This window comes from Serratia sp. TSA_130.1 (assembly GCF_052691795.1).
Window position 1 is genome coordinate 48,763 of sequence record NZ_JBQZFS010000002.1, and the last position, 14,297, is coordinate 63,059.

14 protein-coding genes are annotated in these 14,297 nt (G+C 61.3%); 9 read left to right on the forward strand and 5 right to left on the reverse strand.

Going from position 1 to position 14,297, the window contains the following annotated elements; genetic code table 11:
* Positions 1–37: 37 nt before the first annotated feature.
* Positions 38–802, forward strand: coding sequence for a GntR family transcriptional regulator (locus ACUTQY_RS06880; protein ID WP_046686903.1), 765 nt, complete (start codon positions 38–40; stop codon positions 800–802).
* 4 nt (positions 803–806) lie between these two features.
* On the opposite strand, the gene ACUTQY_RS06885 is transcribed toward ACUTQY_RS06880, so the two are convergent.
* Positions 807–1,826: an ADP-ribosylglycohydrolase family protein gene (locus tag ACUTQY_RS06885; RefSeq protein ID WP_342188353.1), complete on the reverse strand. Its 1,020-nt coding sequence runs from the start codon at positions 1,824–1,826 to the stop codon at positions 807–809.
* Between the two features lie 378 nt (positions 1,827–2,204).
* Between ACUTQY_RS06885 and phoP the strand changes: the two genes are divergently transcribed.
* From phoP to ACUTQY_RS06900, 3 genes are all read left to right on the forward strand, one after another.
* On the forward strand, positions 2,205–2,876 hold the full coding sequence (gene phoP, locus ACUTQY_RS06890; protein WP_004941169.1) for a two-component system response regulator PhoP: 672 nt from the start codon (positions 2,205–2,207) through the stop codon (positions 2,874–2,876).
* Positions 2,877–2,881: 5 nt separating this feature from the next.
* Positions 2,882–4,339, forward strand: a complete 1,458-nt coding sequence (gene phoQ / locus ACUTQY_RS06895) for a two-component system sensor histidine kinase PhoQ (RefSeq protein ID WP_033644257.1) — start codon at positions 2,882–2,884, stop codon at positions 4,337–4,339.
* Between the two features lie 84 nt (positions 4,340–4,423).
* The gene (locus ACUTQY_RS06900) at positions 4,424–5,545 is read left to right on the forward strand and encodes a ribosomal protein uL16 3-hydroxylase (protein ID WP_004941161.1); all 1,122 of its coding nucleotides are present in this window, start codon (positions 4,424–4,426) and stop codon (positions 5,543–5,545) included.
* 41 nt (positions 5,546–5,586) lie between these two features.
* Here the strand turns inward: ACUTQY_RS06900 and ACUTQY_RS06905 are convergent, their stop codons facing one another.
* Together ACUTQY_RS06905 and pepT are read right to left on the reverse strand one after the other, a co-directional pair.
* On the reverse strand, positions 5,587–6,675 hold the full coding sequence (locus ACUTQY_RS06905) for a malate/lactate/ureidoglycolate dehydrogenase (RefSeq protein WP_033644256.1): 1,089 nt from the start codon (positions 6,673–6,675) through the stop codon (positions 5,587–5,589).
* A gap of 91 nt (positions 6,676–6,766) precedes the next feature.
* Positions 6,767–7,996 carry a peptidase T gene (gene pepT / locus ACUTQY_RS06910; protein ID WP_033642773.1) on the reverse strand — a complete coding sequence of 410 codons (1,230 nt, stop codon included), beginning with the start codon at positions 7,994–7,996 and terminating at the stop codon, positions 6,767–6,769.
* Between the two features lie 57 nt (positions 7,997–8,053).
* On the opposite strand from pepT, the gene ACUTQY_RS06915 reads away from it, so the two are divergent.
* From ACUTQY_RS06915 to potD, 5 genes are all read left to right on the forward strand, one after another.
* On the forward strand, positions 8,054–8,344 hold the full coding sequence (locus ACUTQY_RS06915; protein WP_127897190.1) for a hypothetical protein: 291 nt from the start codon (positions 8,054–8,056) through the stop codon (positions 8,342–8,344).
* Positions 8,345–8,352: 8 nt separating this feature from the next.
* The gene (potA, locus tag ACUTQY_RS06920) at positions 8,353–9,468 is read left to right on the forward strand and encodes a spermidine/putrescine ABC transporter ATP-binding protein PotA (RefSeq protein WP_101453106.1); all 1,116 of its coding nucleotides are present in this window, start codon (positions 8,353–8,355) and stop codon (positions 9,466–9,468) included.
* Entirely contained in the window at positions 9,452–10,312 is an 861-nt protein-coding gene (gene potB / locus ACUTQY_RS06925; RefSeq protein ID WP_046686900.1) for a spermidine/putrescine ABC transporter permease PotB, read from the forward strand. The genes potA and potB overlap by 17 nt, the downstream gene beginning before the upstream one ends.
* The gene (gene potC, locus ACUTQY_RS06930; protein ID WP_033642769.1) at positions 10,309–11,091 is read left to right on the forward strand and encodes a spermidine/putrescine ABC transporter permease PotC; all 783 of its coding nucleotides are present in this window, start codon (positions 10,309–10,311) and stop codon (positions 11,089–11,091) included. The genes potB and potC overlap by 4 nt, the downstream gene beginning before the upstream one ends.
* Positions 11,092–11,317: 226 nt before the next feature.
* The gene (gene potD, locus ACUTQY_RS06935; protein WP_033642768.1) at positions 11,318–12,361 is read left to right on the forward strand and encodes a spermidine/putrescine ABC transporter substrate-binding protein PotD; all 1,044 of its coding nucleotides are present in this window, start codon (positions 11,318–11,320) and stop codon (positions 12,359–12,361) included.
* 44 nt (positions 12,362–12,405) lie between these two features.
* Here potD and cobB read toward each other — a convergent pair whose 3' ends face one another.
* Together cobB and nagK are read right to left on the reverse strand one after the other, a co-directional pair.
* A complete protein-coding gene (cobB, locus tag ACUTQY_RS06940) occupies positions 12,406–13,242 on the reverse strand; it encodes a Sir2 family NAD+-dependent deacetylase (protein ID WP_046686899.1) in 837 nt (278 codons plus the stop codon).
* A gap of 91 nt (positions 13,243–13,333) precedes the next feature.
* The gene (gene nagK, locus ACUTQY_RS06945; RefSeq protein WP_033642766.1) at positions 13,334–14,251 is read right to left on the reverse strand and encodes an N-acetylglucosamine kinase; all 918 of its coding nucleotides are present in this window, start codon (positions 14,249–14,251) and stop codon (positions 13,334–13,336) included.
* Positions 14,252–14,297 lie beyond the last annotated feature (46 nt).

Sequence of the window (14,297 nt, forward strand, 5' to 3'; positions counted from 1 at the left end):
AAGCCATTGCATTGAGGCTACAGGATTTCCGTCGGCTATGAGCAAGGAGACCAACCAGCGTCTGCTGGAAAAACTGCTGCAGGATCTGGCCAGCGCGGGCGCGATGCCGCTGTATCTGCGCTTTAACGCCTCGGTGCGCCAGGCCATCGAGCAAGGATTGCTGAACGCGGGGGATTTCCTGCCCAGCGAGCGTCTGTTTACCGAACGGCTCGGCATCTCGCGCATCACGGTGCGCAAAGCGCTGGCCTGTCTCGAGCAAGACGGCATCATCGGCCGTTCACGCGGTTACGGCACTTTCATCCAGGCGCAACGGCCCGCGCCGAAGCTGCGCTATTCATTAGCGGACGTCAAAGGGTTCTCGCGCGAGGTGATGCAACAAGGGCGCCGGCCGGACACGCAATGGCTCAGCCGCGAACGGGTGCCGGCCAGCGCCGAACTGGCGGAAAAGCTCCAGCTGGCGACCGGAACGCCGATCTATCAACTCAAACGCATTCACTTTCTCGATCGGCAGCCGATGTCGGTGGCGGTGTCCTACGTGGTGGCGGCGGCGATTACCAACGTCGACGAGATTGGCATCTCGCTCTATGACTACTTCCGCCGAAATAACGTGGAGATGGGATCGCTGCGCAGCCAGGTCAGCGCGGCCATGGCCGATGACGACATCCGCCGGGCGCTGCAATTATCAGAACCGATGCCGCTGCTGATCGTGCGCCAGACGCTGTTCGACCACCGCAAGAAGCCTATCGAATACAGCGAAAGCTTCTGCCGCAGCGACATGTACGAATTTACCAGCGAAAGCTGATCCGTTACGCCTCGCCCTGCCGACGGCGGCGAAAACGCACGAACGCCTGGGCATACGCCTCGACGTCCAGTGGATTCACCCGCTGCAACTGCGCCAGCAGCGCAGGATCCATCGCTTCGGCGCCGTGCAGCGCGCCGCAGACAGCGGTGGCCATCGCGCCGATGGTGTCGGTATCGCCCCCCAGGTTGGCGCACAGCACGGCGCAACGGGTAGGATCGGTTTGCGCCAGCTGCACCATCGCCAACGCCGCCGGCACCGACTCGATGGTGCTCGCCCCGGCGCCAATCAGTTGATATATCCGCTCGGATGCCTGTTCGGGATCGGCCGCCTCATCCACCACCTGAAACGCCAACTCGATGCGCGCCGCCAGCGAAGGGCTGAACGTCGTCACCTGACGGCGCTGGGCATACTCCGCCACGCCCGGCAACGCCAGGCGAATCGAGGCCCAGTCCGCCCCCTCCACCGCACGCGAAACCGCCCAGGCGATCGCCACGGCACCGGCGACGGCGATGTCGGATTTGTGCGTCGGGCTGGAGGCCAGCCACACCTGCTGACAGAACCCCTCCAGCGGCGCAGACGGCAGCACGCAACCCAAAGGCGAAATGCGCATCGCCGCGCCGTTGGTGATGCCGTTGTTTTCCAACGCGGCGATCGGCGTGCCCGCTTTCTGCTCGCTCAACGCCAGTTTGGAACTGGGGCCGAGAATGTTCTTGTTGAAGGCGTCAAAACTGTCCACCCAGCGGATCACGTTGCGGGCGATCAGTTCTGGCACCACCTCGCCTTCCGCTTCCAGCAGCGCATCGGCCAGCGCCAACGCCATCGAGGTATCGTCGGTATATTGCCCGGCCTTGAAGTAACAGGCGGCCGAGTTCTCCGCCGGCCCATCGAGGAAGCCGTCTATCCAGCCGAAGTGGCGCTTAACCCGCTCACGCGGCCACAGCTCGGAAGGCATGCCGAGCGCGTCGCCCAGCATCTGTCCGTAAAATGCGCCCGCTATGCGTTCTGCCTGGGTTAATTGCTTCATCCATCGCTCCTGAGAAAATATGCCGATACCTCAATAATACCTTATTAGTACCTTTAAAGCTTATCAAGCGCTCCGGTTCACACTTTCCTTTCGCGGCAATGCCCGACGCGTTTAAGTTGCGTTTAACGTTGCCCCGCCGCTGTTTATCCGACGTTTATCAGAGCTTGTCGATAATGTCGGCGAACAAATTGATAACGCTTATTTTAATACATTGCTTCGGCTCTCTTGCGGGCCGGGCGGGTTATACCTACCATAACCTCAGCATTTTTTGCCAAAATGGTTCAGGTGGCCGCGTTATCCCCTGACACGCCGCAGAGCGTGTTCCCTTTTATCGCGTGGGTGACAGGACATTCACCCGCACAGTCACAGGAGTTCGCCATGCGAGTACTGGTTGTTGAAGATAATGGTTTGCTGCGCCACCACCTTTCCGTTCAGATGCGCGAGATGGGCCATCAGGTCGATGCGGCTGAAGACGCCAAGGAAGCCGATTATTTCCTGCAGGAGCATGCGCCGGATATCGCCATCGTCGATCTCGGCCTGCCGGGCGAAGACGGCCTGAGCCTGATCCGCCGTTGGCGCGCGCACCAGACCAAGCTGCCGATCCTGGTGCTGACCGCCCGCGAAAGCTGGCAGGACAAAGTGGCGGTGCTGGAAGCCGGCGCCGACGACTATGTCACCAAGCCGTTCCACCTGGAAGAAGTGATCGCCCGCATGCAGGCGCTGATGCGCCGCAACAGCGGCCTGGCATCGCAGGTGATCGTGCTGCCGCCGTTCCAGATCGATCTGTCGCGCCGCGAACTGAGCGTCAACGATCAACAGATCAAGTTGACCGCCTTTGAATACACCATCATCGAGACCCTGATCCGCAACGCCGGCAAGGTGGTGAGCAAGGATTCGTTGATGCTGCAGCTTTACCCGGACGCCGAACTGCGCGAAAGCCACACCATCGACGTGCTGATGGGCCGCTTGCGCAAGAAGGTGCAGGCGGAATACCCGCATGAAGTGATCACCACGGTACGTGGCCAGGGCTATCGTTTTGACGCGAAGTGAACATGATGTTCAACAAGAATAAAAAACCGTTTTCGCTGCGCGCCCGCTTCCTGATGGCGACCGCCGGGGTGATCCTGGCGCTGTCGCTCTCTTACGGTTTGGTGGCGGTCGTCGGCTACATCGTCAGCTTCGACAAGACCGCCTTCCGCCTGCTGCGCGGCGAAAGCAACCTGTTCTTCAGCCTGGCGCAGTGGAAAGACAACAAGCTCACCATCGCCATTCCTCCCGATATCGATCTCAATTTTCCCACGCTGGTGTTTATCTACGACGATAAAGGCAACCTGCTGTGGAGCCAGCGCAAGGTGCCGGAGCTGGAGAAGCTGATCAACAAGGAATGGCTGGAGGAGTCCGGCTTCTACGAAATTGACACCGATACCCGCATCAGTAGCGAAGTGCTGGGGGACAACCCCAAAGCGCAGGATCAGCTGAAGAATTATGACGATACCGATCAGAACGCGCTGACGCACTCGGTGGCGGTCAATACCTATGCCGCCACGGCGCGGCTGCCGGCGTTGACCATCGTGGTGGTCGACAGCATTCCGCAGGAGCTGCAGCGCTCAGACGTAGTGTGGGAGTGGTTCAGCTACGTGCTGCTGGCCAACCTGCTGCTGGTGGTGCCGCTGCTGTGGCTGGCGGCCTACTGGAGCCTGCGGCCGATCAAGGCGCTGGTCAATCAGGTGGGCGAGCTGGAGAACGGCGAACGCGATCAGTTGGATGAGAACCCGCCCAGCGAACTGCGCGGCCTGGTGCGCAATTTGAACATTCTGGTGCGCAACGAACGCCAGCGCTACACCAAATACCGCACCACCCTGTCGGATCTGACCCACAGCCTGAAAACGCCGCTGGCGGTGCTGCAAAGCACCCTGCGCTCGCTGCGCAGCGGCAAGCAGACCACTATCGAAGAAGCCGAGCCGATCATGCTGGATCAGATCGGGCGCATCTCTCAGCAGATCGGTTACTACCTGCATCGGGCCAGCATCAACTCCGGCCAGACGGTGCTGACGCGCGAGATCCACTCGGTGCCGGCGCTGCTCGACAGCCTGGTGGTGGCGCTGAACAAGGTTTATCAGCGCAAAGGGGTGGTGATCACGCTGGACATCTCGCCGGAAGTGACCTTTATGGGCGAGAAGAACGACTTTATGGAAGTGATGGGCAACGTGTTGGAAAACGCCTGCAAATACTGCCTCGAGTTCGTGGAAATTACCTCGCTGCACTCCGATAAAAACCTCATCCTCGTCATCGACGACGACGGCCCGGGCATCCCGGAAAGCAAGCGCCAGCTGATCTTCCAGCGCGGCCAGCGGGTGGATACCCTGCGTCCCGGTCAGGGCCTTGGCCTGTCGGTGGCGGCGGAGATCATCGAGCAATACGACGGCGAAATCGTCATCAGCGACAGCCCGCTCGGCGGCGCGCGCATGCAGGTCACCTTCGCCCGCCAGCACGATACCCACCACAACGAGTAAATTATGCCTCTGCGGCCCCGATCCACGGGGCCAAACTTCCGTTATAATCGCACTCAGGCTCACTCCTCTATCCTGGAATAGAACATGGATTATCAATTAGACCTGGACTGGAACGATTTTTTGCAACGTTATTGGCAAAAACGTCCGGTGATTCTGAAGCGCGGCTTCAAAAACTTTATCGATCCGATCTCCCCGGATGAGCTGGCCGGGCTGGCGATGGAAAACGAAGTGGACAGCCGCCTGGTCAGCCACCAGGACGGCCGTTGGCAGGTCGCGCACGGCCCCTTCGAGAGCTTCGATCACCTGAGCGAAAACAACTGGTCGCTGCTGGTGCAGGCGGTGGACCACTGGCATGAGCCTTCCGCAGCGCTGATGCGCCCGTTCCGCCAACTGCCGGACTGGCGGATGGATGACCTGATGATCTCCTTCTCGGTGCCGGGCGGCGGCGTCGGCCCGCACCTCGATCAGTACGACGTGTTCATCATTCAGGGCACTGGCCGCCGCCGCTGGCGAGTCGGGGAAAAAACGCCGCTGAAACAGCACTGCCCGCATCCGGATCTGCTGCAGGTAGAGCCGTTCGACGCCATCATCGACGAAGAGATGGAGCCGGGCGACATTCTCTACATTCCGCCGGGCTTCCCGCATGAAGGCTACGCGCTGGAAAACGCGCTCAATTATTCGGTGGGCTTCCGCGCGCCGAACGGCCGCGAGCTGGTGAGCGGCTTCGCCGATTACGTGCTGGCGCGCGAGCTGGGCAGCAAACGCTACGGCGATCCGGACGTTAAACTGCGCGAACACCCGGCGGAGATCCTGCCGCAGGAAGTGGACGCCTTACGGCAGATGATGCTGGATCTGGTGCAACAGCCGGAACACTTCCAGCACTGGTTCGGCGAGTTTATCTCCCAATCGCGCCACGAGCTGGATCTGGCGCCGCCGGAGCCGCCGTATCAGGCCGGGGAAATCTACGAACTGCTGCAACAGGGTGAAGCGCTGCAGCGCCTGGGCGGGTTGCGCGTGCTGCGCGTCGGCGATCGCTGCTTCGTCAACGGCGAACTGATCGACACCGACCAGCTGCAGGCCGCAGACGCCCTGTGCCAGCACTTCAGCGTCGACGCCGCCCTGCTCGGCGACGCGGTAGACGATCCGTCATTCCTGGCGCTGCTGACCGCGCTGGTCAACAGCGGCTATTGGTACTTTAACGACTGATTGCGAGTACGCGAACAAGCCACCCTATCGGGTGGCTTTTTTTATGCCTGCCGCGCCTGCGCGCGAAAACCGGCCAGCGCTTCATTCGCCATGCCCGCCTGCTCCGCCGCCGTGCAAATTTGCCGCCAGGTATTGGCGTCTATCGGTATGCCCTGCTCCAGCCGCGCCGCGCGGTTGGCCTCTTCCCATTCTCCCGGCACCGCGATCGGTTGTTCGCCGCTCGGCGGCGACGCCTTCACCCAGCCGATAAACGCTTCGGCCTCGGCCTGCATTTGCGGGGCGTCGAAGGCCTGAGGATCGAGGATCAGGGTCGTCATGCAGTTGAAGATGGCGTCGCTGTCGGCTTTCAGCGTGGCGTCGTGGGTGGTGCGGCCACCGGAGAGCGCGCCGCCGAGGATCTCACACATCGCCGCCAGCGCATAGCCTTTGTGCAAGCCGAACGGCAACAGTGACCCGAACGGCGCTTCGTGCATCACCTTCGGTTCGGTGGTGGGTTGCCCGTGTTCGTCGATCAGATAGCCCGGCGCCACCGACAAGCCTTTGTTATAGGCCACCCGAGTCTTGCCGAAGGCGATGCCGCTGGTGGCGAAATCCAACAGCAGCGGCGTGCGGCCCGGCCGCGGGAAAATGGCGCAGAACGGGTTGGTGCCGAAGCGGCGATCGCTGCCGCCGAACGGCGCCACCATCGGATCACCTACCACGTTGACGAAGTGAATCGAGATAAAACCGGCGCGGGCGCACTGTTCCGCCCAATGGCCGATGCGGCCGATATGGTGCGCGTTGTGCAGCGCCACCGCCGCCAGGCCCAGTTTGCCGGCGCGCTCAATGCCCAGCGCCATCGCTTCGCTGGCCACCACCTGGCCGAAGCCGCGCGCACCGTCGAGCGTCAGCACCGCGCCGGCGTCGCGCACCACCTCGGCATGTTGATTAAGCTGCAATTGCCCTTGCGCCAACGATGCCATGTAACTGGGGATCATGCCAACGCCGTGCGAATCGTGCCCGGCCAGATTAGCCTGCACCAGGTGATCGGCCACCAGCTCGGCTTCGCGCGCCGTGCTGCCGGCCTGGCGCCAAATCGCCTGAACGAACTGCGTCAAATGCGAGCCGGCGATGCGGAATTCGGTGCTCATCATGCGGTCCTTATGCGTGGGGAATGGACTTCCACACTATGAGCAACGCCTTGTTGCGGCAAGCGATTATGATAATCGCAAGCGTCCCGTTTTACCGCGCCCGCTCGGCGGCCAGCGCCGCGATGCGCATAATTACCGCCACCGCTTGCTCCATGCCTTCCAGCGTCACGAATTCGTGCTTGCCGTGGTAGTTGTAGCCGCCGGTGAACAGGTTCGGGCACGGCAGGCCGCGGAACGACAGCTGCGCGCCGTCGGTGCCGCCGCGGATCGGTTTCATCACCGGTTCAATGTCGCAGTCGCGCATTGCCTGCTGCGCCAGCGCGATCGCGTGCGGATGCTCCGCCACCTGTTCGCGCATGTTGTAATAACTGTCTTCGATGCTGACTTCAATATAACAATCGCGCGGCAGGCCTTTGCCGACCTCGCGGGCGATCTCCACCATCTTGCGTTTGCGCGCCTCGAATCCCTCGCGCTCGAAGTCGCGCAGGATGTAGTGCATTTCGGCGCGTTCCACGCTGCCCTTGATGCTGCTGAGGTGGTAAAAGCCCTGGTAACCCTCGGTGGTCTCCGGCGTTTCGTCCGCCGGCAGCGCCTGATGAATGCGGGTAGCCAGCGACAGCGCGTTGACCATCACGCCCTTGGCGCTGCCGGGGTGCACGCTGTTGCCGAGGATTTTGATCGTCACCGAGGCGGCATTGAAGTTTTCGCACTCCAGCTCACCGACGCCGCCGCCGTCCACCGTGTAAGCCCATTCGGCATTGAAGGCCGCCACGTCGAACAGCTGCGCCCCCTTGCCCACCTCTTCATCCGGGGTGAAGGCCACGCGGATGTCGCCGTGCGGGATTTTGCGCGCGCGCAGGCGCGCCATGGCGGTGAGGATCTCGGCGATGCCGGCCTTGTCGTCGGCGCCCAGCAGCGTTTTGCCGTCGGTGGTGATCAGGGTCTGCCCCAACATCTGGTGCAGGATCGGGAACATCACCGGCGACAGCACTTCATCGCCAATACCGAGCGCAATATCGCCGCCGCGATAGTTCTCGACGATCTGCGGATTGACGTGTTTGCCGCTGAAATCCGGCGAAGTATCCAGATGGGCGATAAAACCGACCGCCGGCACCGGCCAGGCGACGTTGCCCGGCCAGGTGCCCATCACGCAGCCGTGCTCGCTGAGCGACACCCGCTCGAAGCCGAGCGCGATCATTTCCTGCTGCAACGCACGCGCCAGCTTCAACTGCCCGTCGGTGCTCGGCACATGCTTTACGTTCGCTTTGGACTGGGTGTCGAAAGAGACGTAGTTGAAAAAGCGGTCAAGTAATTTATCCATGGTAGCGGCCCCTCAGAATATCGCGTTTCATTATGCTGAACCGATCAGGATCAAATATTGCGTCAGGTCATTTTTAACCAGAATTCGCCAATATCATTAATCTTTGTGATGATTTCAGAGGGAAATAACGCTGTCATCACAGGGTCATTTGTCGCTATCATGATGAAAAACGCGGCATCTGGGCCGGATCGGCTTTCAATTCCGGCATTCAGCGTCTATCATGCGCGCTCGAAAAATTTCCATTGGCGCAACTGGTTTGAGCTTCTTTTGAATCGCGGGCATGCCCGCAAGCTCCGGCAGTCTTTTCCAGTTGCGGTTCTATCTGCATTAGCCCACGGGATAGAGTAAGACGATAAATGACTGAGACATCCTCTCGAGCCCCCCTTGTTGAACTGCATGCCCTGAGCAAAGCGTTCGATGGCAAAACCATCATTTCCGATCTGGATCTGACGATTAATCACGGCGAATTCCTCACCATTCTTGGTCCCTCCGGCTGTGGCAAAACCACGGTGCTGCGCCTGATTGCCGGTCTGGAAGACGCCGATCGGGGCCGCATCGCGCTCGACGGCCAGGACATCACCGCCATTGCGGCCGAGCATCGCCACGTCAACACCGTGTTTCAGAGCTATGCCCTGTTTCCGCACATGTCGGTGTTCGACAACGTCGCCTTCGGCCTGCGTATGCAAAAGGTGCCGGCGGCCGAACTGACGCCGCGCGTCGAAGAGGCGCTGCGCATGGTGCAGCTGGATGCCTTCGCCAAGCGGCGGCCGGGCCAGCTCTCCGGTGGCCAACAGCAGCGTGTGGCCATCGCCCGCGCGGTGGTCAACAAGCCGAAAGTGCTGCTGCTGGACGAATCGCTGTCGGCGCTGGACTACAAGTTGCGCAAGCAGATGCAGAACGAACTGAAAGCGCTGCAGCGCAAGCTGGGCATCACCTTCGTGTTCGTCACCCACGATCAGGAAGAAGCGTTGACCATGTCGGATCGCATCGTGGTGATGCGCGAAGGCCGCATCGAGCAAGACGGCACGCCGCGTGAGATCTATGAAGAGCCGAAAAACCTGTTCGTCGCCAGCTTCATCGGCGAGATCAACATCTTCGACGCGGTGGTCCTGCAACGCCTCGATCCGCAGCGGGTGCGCGCCAATGTGGAAGGCCGCGAGTGCGACATCTATGCCGATCTGCCGGTAGAACCGGGCCAAAAGCTCAAGGTGCTGCTGCGCCCGGAGGATCTGCGGGTGGAAGAAGTGAACGACAGCGCGCAGCACGACGGGCTGATCGGTTACGTGCGTGAGCGCAACTACAAAGGCATGACGCTGGAATCGGTGGTCGAGCTGGAGAACGGCAAAACGGTGATGGTCAGCGAGTTCTTCAACGAAGACGATCCGGACGTCGATCACTCGCTCAATCAGAAGATGGCGGTGACCTGGGTCGAAAGCTGGGAGGTGGTGCTGGCCGATGAAGAAATCGCGTAAAGTCTTCCAGAATGTGGTGATCGTCGGCGTCGTCGCCTGGCTGTTGCTGTTCGTGTTCATGCCGAACCTGATGATCATCGGCGCCAGCTTCCTGACCCGTGATGACGCCAACCTGGTGCAGATGGTGTTCACGCTGGATAACTACCGGCGCTTGTTCGATCCGCTGTATGCCCAGGTGCTGCTGCACTCGCTGAACATGGCGCTGATCGCCACCCTGTGCTGCCTGGTGATCGGCTATCCGTTCGCCTTTATTCTGGCGCGCTTGCCGCAGAGGGTGCGGCCGCTGCTGCTGTTTCTGCTGATCGTGCCCTTCTGGACCAACTCGCTGATCCGCATCTACGGCCTGAAGCTGTTTCTCAGCACCCGCGGCTATCTCAACGACGCGCTGCTGTGGATCGGCGTTATCGACAAGCCGCTGCGCATCATGTACACCTCGGAAGCGGTGATCCTCGGCCTGGTATATATCCTGCTGCCGTTTATGGTGATGCCGCTCTACTCCAGCATCGAAAAGCTCGATAAATCCTGCCTGGAGGCGGCGCGTGATCTCGGCGCCAGCAAGCTCCAAACCTTTATCCGCATCATCGTGCCGCTGACCATGCCGGGCATTATCGCCGGCTGCCTGCTGGTGGTGCTGCCGGCGATGGGGCTGTTCTTCGTCGCCGATCTGATGGGCGGAGCCAAAAACCTGCTGATCGGCAACGTGATTAAAAGCCAGTTCCTCAATATCCGCGACTGGCCGTTCGGCGCGGCCACCAGCATCTGCCTGACGCTGGTGATGGGGCTGTTGCTGCTGGTCTATTATCGGGCCGCCCGCCTGCTGAACAAGAAGGAGGATCTGGCATGATCGGACGTCTGCTGCGCGGCGGCTTTATGACGCTGGTATACGCCTATCTGTATATCCCGATCGTCATCCTGATCGTCAACTCCTTCAACGCCTCGCGCTTCGGCATCAACTGGCAAGGGTTCACCACCAAGTGGTACAGCACGCTGCTCAACAACGACAGCCTGTTGCAGGCGGCGGGCCACTCGCTGACCATGGCGGTGCTCTCCGCCACCTTCGCCACGCTGATCGGCTCGCTGACCGCAGTGGCGCTGTACCGCTACCGCTTCCGCGGCAAACCGTTCGTCGGCGGCATGCTGTTTGTGGTGATGATGTCGCCGGACATCGTGATGGCCATCTCGCTGCTGGTGCTGTTCATGTTGCTGGGCATTTCGCTCGGCTTCTGGTCGCTGCTGTTCTCGCACATCACCTTCTGCCTGCCGTTCGTGGTCGTGACCGTCTACGCGCGCCTGAAAGGCTTCGACGTGAAGATGCTGGAAGCCGCGCGCGATCTCGGCGCAAGCGAGTTCACCATCCTGCGCAAAATCATTCTGCCGCTGGCGATGCCGGCGGTGGCGGCCGGTTGGCTGCTGAGCTTCACCCTGTCGATGGACGACGTGGTCGTCTCCTCCTTCGTCACCGGGCCGAGCTACGAGATTTTGCCGCTGAAGATCTATTCGATGGTGAAAGTCGGCGTCTCGCCTGAGGTTAACGCGCTGGCCACCATTTTGCTGCTGCTGTCGCTGACGCTGGTGATCGCCAGCCAGTGGGTGATGCGCGATCGCTCGCCCAAGGCCGAGTAATCCTTCCCGCCGGGCGCTGCGGCGCCCGTCTCTTTCATTGACCACAATGATATGAAAGCGGCCTTTGGTGATGGCCCTGACTCGGTTAACCCGCTGATTTGCCGCTGGGATAACCGCCTTTACCCACCCCGCCCCGGCCCCTATAATGGCCCCTTTCTGGGGTATGGCGCGGCCGAAAACGGCGGCTCATACGGGTTCGGCTCACTACTGCTGAAGGATACGCTGCATGAAAAAGTGGTCACATCTGCTCGCAGCCGGGATGATGGCGCTGAGTTTCTGCTCTGCAAACGCCTCTGACGGCAAAACGCTGTATTTCTATAACTGGACTGAATACGTCCCGCCGGGGCTGCTGGAGCAGTTCACCAAAGAAACCGGCATCAAGGTGATTTATTCCACCTATGAATCCAACGAAAGCATGTACGCCAAGCTGAAGACCTACAAGGACGGCGCGTACGATCTGGTGGTGCCTTCCACTTACTTCATCGCCAAGATGAGCAAGGAAGGCATGCTGCAAAAAATCGACAAGAGCAAGCTCAGCCACTTCAAGGATCTCGATCCTACCCTGCTGAACAAGCCGTTCGATCCCAACAACGACTACTCCATCCCTTACATCTGGGGCGCCACCGCCATCGGCGTTAACAGCGACGCGCAGGATCCGTCCACCGTCACCTCCTGGGCCGATCTGTGGCAACCGCAGTACAAAGGCCGCCTGCTGCTGACCGACGACGCGCGCGAAGTGTTCCAGATGGCGCTGCTCAAGCTGGGCTATTCCGGCAACACCACCGACCCGAAAGAGATCGAAGCCGCCTACCGCGAACTGCAGAAATTGATGCCGAACGTGCTGGCCTTCAACTCCGACAACCCGGGCAACCCGTTTATGGAAGGGGAAGTCAACGTCGGCATGGTGTGGAACGGTTCGGCCTTCGTGGCGCGCCAGGCCGGCACGCCGCTGGAGATCGTCTGGCCGAAGGAAGGTGGGATCTTCTGGATGGACAGCCTGGCCATTCCGGCCAACGCGCGCAACGTCGAAGGGGCGCTGAAGCTGATCGACTTCCTGCTGCGGCCAGAAATCGCGGTGCAGGTGGCGGAAACCATCGGTTACCCGACGCCGAACCTGGCGGCGAAGAAGCTGCTGTCGCCGGAGATCGCCAACGATCCGTCTCTCTACCCGGATAAAACGGTGATTGAGCACGGCGAGTGGCAAAACGACGTCGGCGACGCCAGCACGCTGTACGAAAGCTACTTCCAAAAGCTGAAAGCCGGGCGCTAACACGCCCGCCATCCCATCAGGGCGCGCATTGCGCCCTGATGTCTTTAGGGCTTATCGGCCCGCGCCACCTTGCCCACCAGGAATTTGTGCACAAAACGCGGCACCACTTCGCTGGCCAGGCCGTAGTGTTTCTCGTCGAACTGGCTTTCCACCTGACTCGGCTCCAGGTTCAGCTCCATCGCGTAGGCGCCGCCCAGCCGCGCCTCATGCACGAACCCGGCCGCCGGATAGACGTGGCCGGAGGTGCCGATGGCGACGAAGAAATCGGCCTTGCTCAGCGCCTGGTAGATGTCGTCCATGCCCAGCGGCATCTCGCCGAACCACACCACGTGCGGCCGCAGCGGCGCCGGGAACTGGCAGCAGTGGCAACGCTCATCGACGCTGAGATCGCCGGGCCACTCGAACACCTGGCCCGACTGGGTGCAGCGCACCTTCAGCAATTCGCCGTGCATGTGCAGCACCCGCTTGCTGCCGGCGCGCTCATGCAGGTTATCGATGTTTTGCGTGACCAGCAGGAAGTTGTCCCCCAGCCACTCTTCCAGATCCGCCAGCGCGCGGTGCGCGGCGTTCGGGGCGATGTCCTCGGTCTGCAGCTGGCGGCGGCGTTCGTTGTAAAACGCCTGCACCAGCGTCGGATCGCGCTGAAAACCTTCCGGCGTGGCGACGTCCTCCACCCGGTGCTCTTCCCACAGCCCATCCGCAGCGCGGAAGGTGCGAATGCCCGACTCGGCCGAAATGCCGGCCCCGGTCAACACCACCACAAACGGCTTTTTCAGCTCGGCCGCCGCCATGGTGTCACGGTGAAAAATGCGTGAACGAAAGCGCTGATGCAGCACATGCTTACTCTTGCGAAACTGACACAGCCGATGGCGAGTGTGCATTAACTCTCTCCTTACTTTTCCCTGTTTACCCTTCTTACTGAACGTTGCGGCGTTGTTGGCTGTATACATTCACGCCTGGCCGCAACGCCCATTACGTTGGGCGAGTCAAATTGAGAAACGCTGCGCCGCGCACGCCGCCGGCGTCGCCATAGCGCGCCTTCTCGATGCGCGGCAGCCGAGCCACCCGCAGCAGGTGCGCCGGCAGCCGCTGCGGCAACGCCTGGTAAATGGCGTCGAAGTTCGACAGCCCGCCGCCGATCACCACCAGGTGCGGATCCAGCACCGTCAGCAGGTTACCCAGGCAGATCGCCAGCACGTCCATAAAGCGATCGACATGCGCCACGGCCTGCGGCTCACCCGCCTGATAATGCGCAATGATCTCGGTGGCGGGCAAGCGCCGGCCATAAAAATGGGCGTACATCCATTCGAAACCGCGGCCCGATATGTAATTTTCAATGCAACCCTGATGGCCGCACCCGCAGGCGACGCGAGGCACATCACGCCCCAGCACCTCGAGCGCGTCCACCGGCAGGCGCAAATGGCCGAACTCGCCGGCGATATAGTTGCGCCCGGGCACCGTCTTGCCCTCGACGATCAGGCCGCCGCCTACGCCGGTGCCGAGGATGATGCCCAGCACCGTCGGGTAGCGGCGGAACTCGTCGTCCCAGGCCTCCGACAGCGCAAAGCAGTTGGCGTCGTTATCGACCCGCACCTCGCGCCCGATCAGCGCCGCCAGATCGCGCGGCAGCGGCCGCCCCATCGCCGCAGGCACATTGGCGGTAAACAGCGTGCCGTCATCGTCGTTGGGCAGGCCCGGAATGCCGATGCCGACGCTGCCGCGCCGGCCGCAAAACGCATCCGCCTCAAGGGTCAGCTCGCACAGCGTAGCCAGCAGTTGCCGATAATCGTCGCGCGGCGTCGGCACCCGCTTTTGCCAAATGCGCTGCAGGCTGTCGTCGAACACCCCCAGCTCAATCTTGGTGCCGCCCATATCGAAACCGTAGTACATAACCCATCCCCAGGCTAAAAAAACGGGGCGGCATCGCTGCCTCCCC

Excerpts from the sequence above, each read along its gene's own strand:
- ACUTQY_RS06880 (WP_046686903.1), top strand. The coding sequence starts at position 38 with ATGAGCAAGGAGACCAACCAGCGTCTGCTGGAAAAACTGCTGCAGGAT.
- ACUTQY_RS06885 (WP_342188353.1), bottom strand. The coding sequence starts at position 1,826 with ATGAAGCAATTAACCCAGGCAGAACGCATAGCGGGCGCATTTTACGGA.
- phoP (WP_004941169.1), top strand. The coding sequence starts at position 2,205 with ATGCGAGTACTGGTTGTTGAAGATAATGGTTTGCTGCGCCACCACCTT.
- phoQ (WP_033644257.1), top strand. The coding sequence starts at position 2,882 with ATGTTCAACAAGAATAAAAAACCGTTTTCGCTGCGCGCCCGCTTCCTG.
- ACUTQY_RS06900 (WP_004941161.1), top strand. The coding sequence starts at position 4,424 with ATGGATTATCAATTAGACCTGGACTGGAACGATTTTTTGCAACGTTAT.
- ACUTQY_RS06905 (WP_033644256.1), bottom strand. The coding sequence starts at position 6,675 with ATGAGCACCGAATTCCGCATCGCCGGCTCGCATTTGACGCAGTTCGTT.
- pepT (WP_033642773.1), bottom strand. The coding sequence starts at position 7,996 with ATGGATAAATTACTTGACCGCTTTTTCAACTACGTCTCTTTCGACACC.
- potA (WP_101453106.1), top strand. The coding sequence starts at position 8,353 with ATGACTGAGACATCCTCTCGAGCCCCCCTTGTTGAACTGCATGCCCTG.
- potB (WP_046686900.1), top strand. The coding sequence starts at position 9,452 with ATGAAGAAATCGCGTAAAGTCTTCCAGAATGTGGTGATCGTCGGCGTC.
- potC (WP_033642769.1), top strand. The coding sequence starts at position 10,309 with ATGATCGGACGTCTGCTGCGCGGCGGCTTTATGACGCTGGTATACGCC.
- potD (WP_033642768.1), top strand. The coding sequence starts at position 11,318 with ATGAAAAAGTGGTCACATCTGCTCGCAGCCGGGATGATGGCGCTGAGT.
- cobB (WP_046686899.1), bottom strand. The coding sequence starts at position 13,242 with ATGCACACTCGCCATCGGCTGTGTCAGTTTCGCAAGAGTAAGCATGTG.
- nagK (WP_033642766.1), bottom strand. The coding sequence starts at position 14,251 with ATGTACTACGGTTTCGATATGGGCGGCACCAAGATTGAGCTGGGGGTG.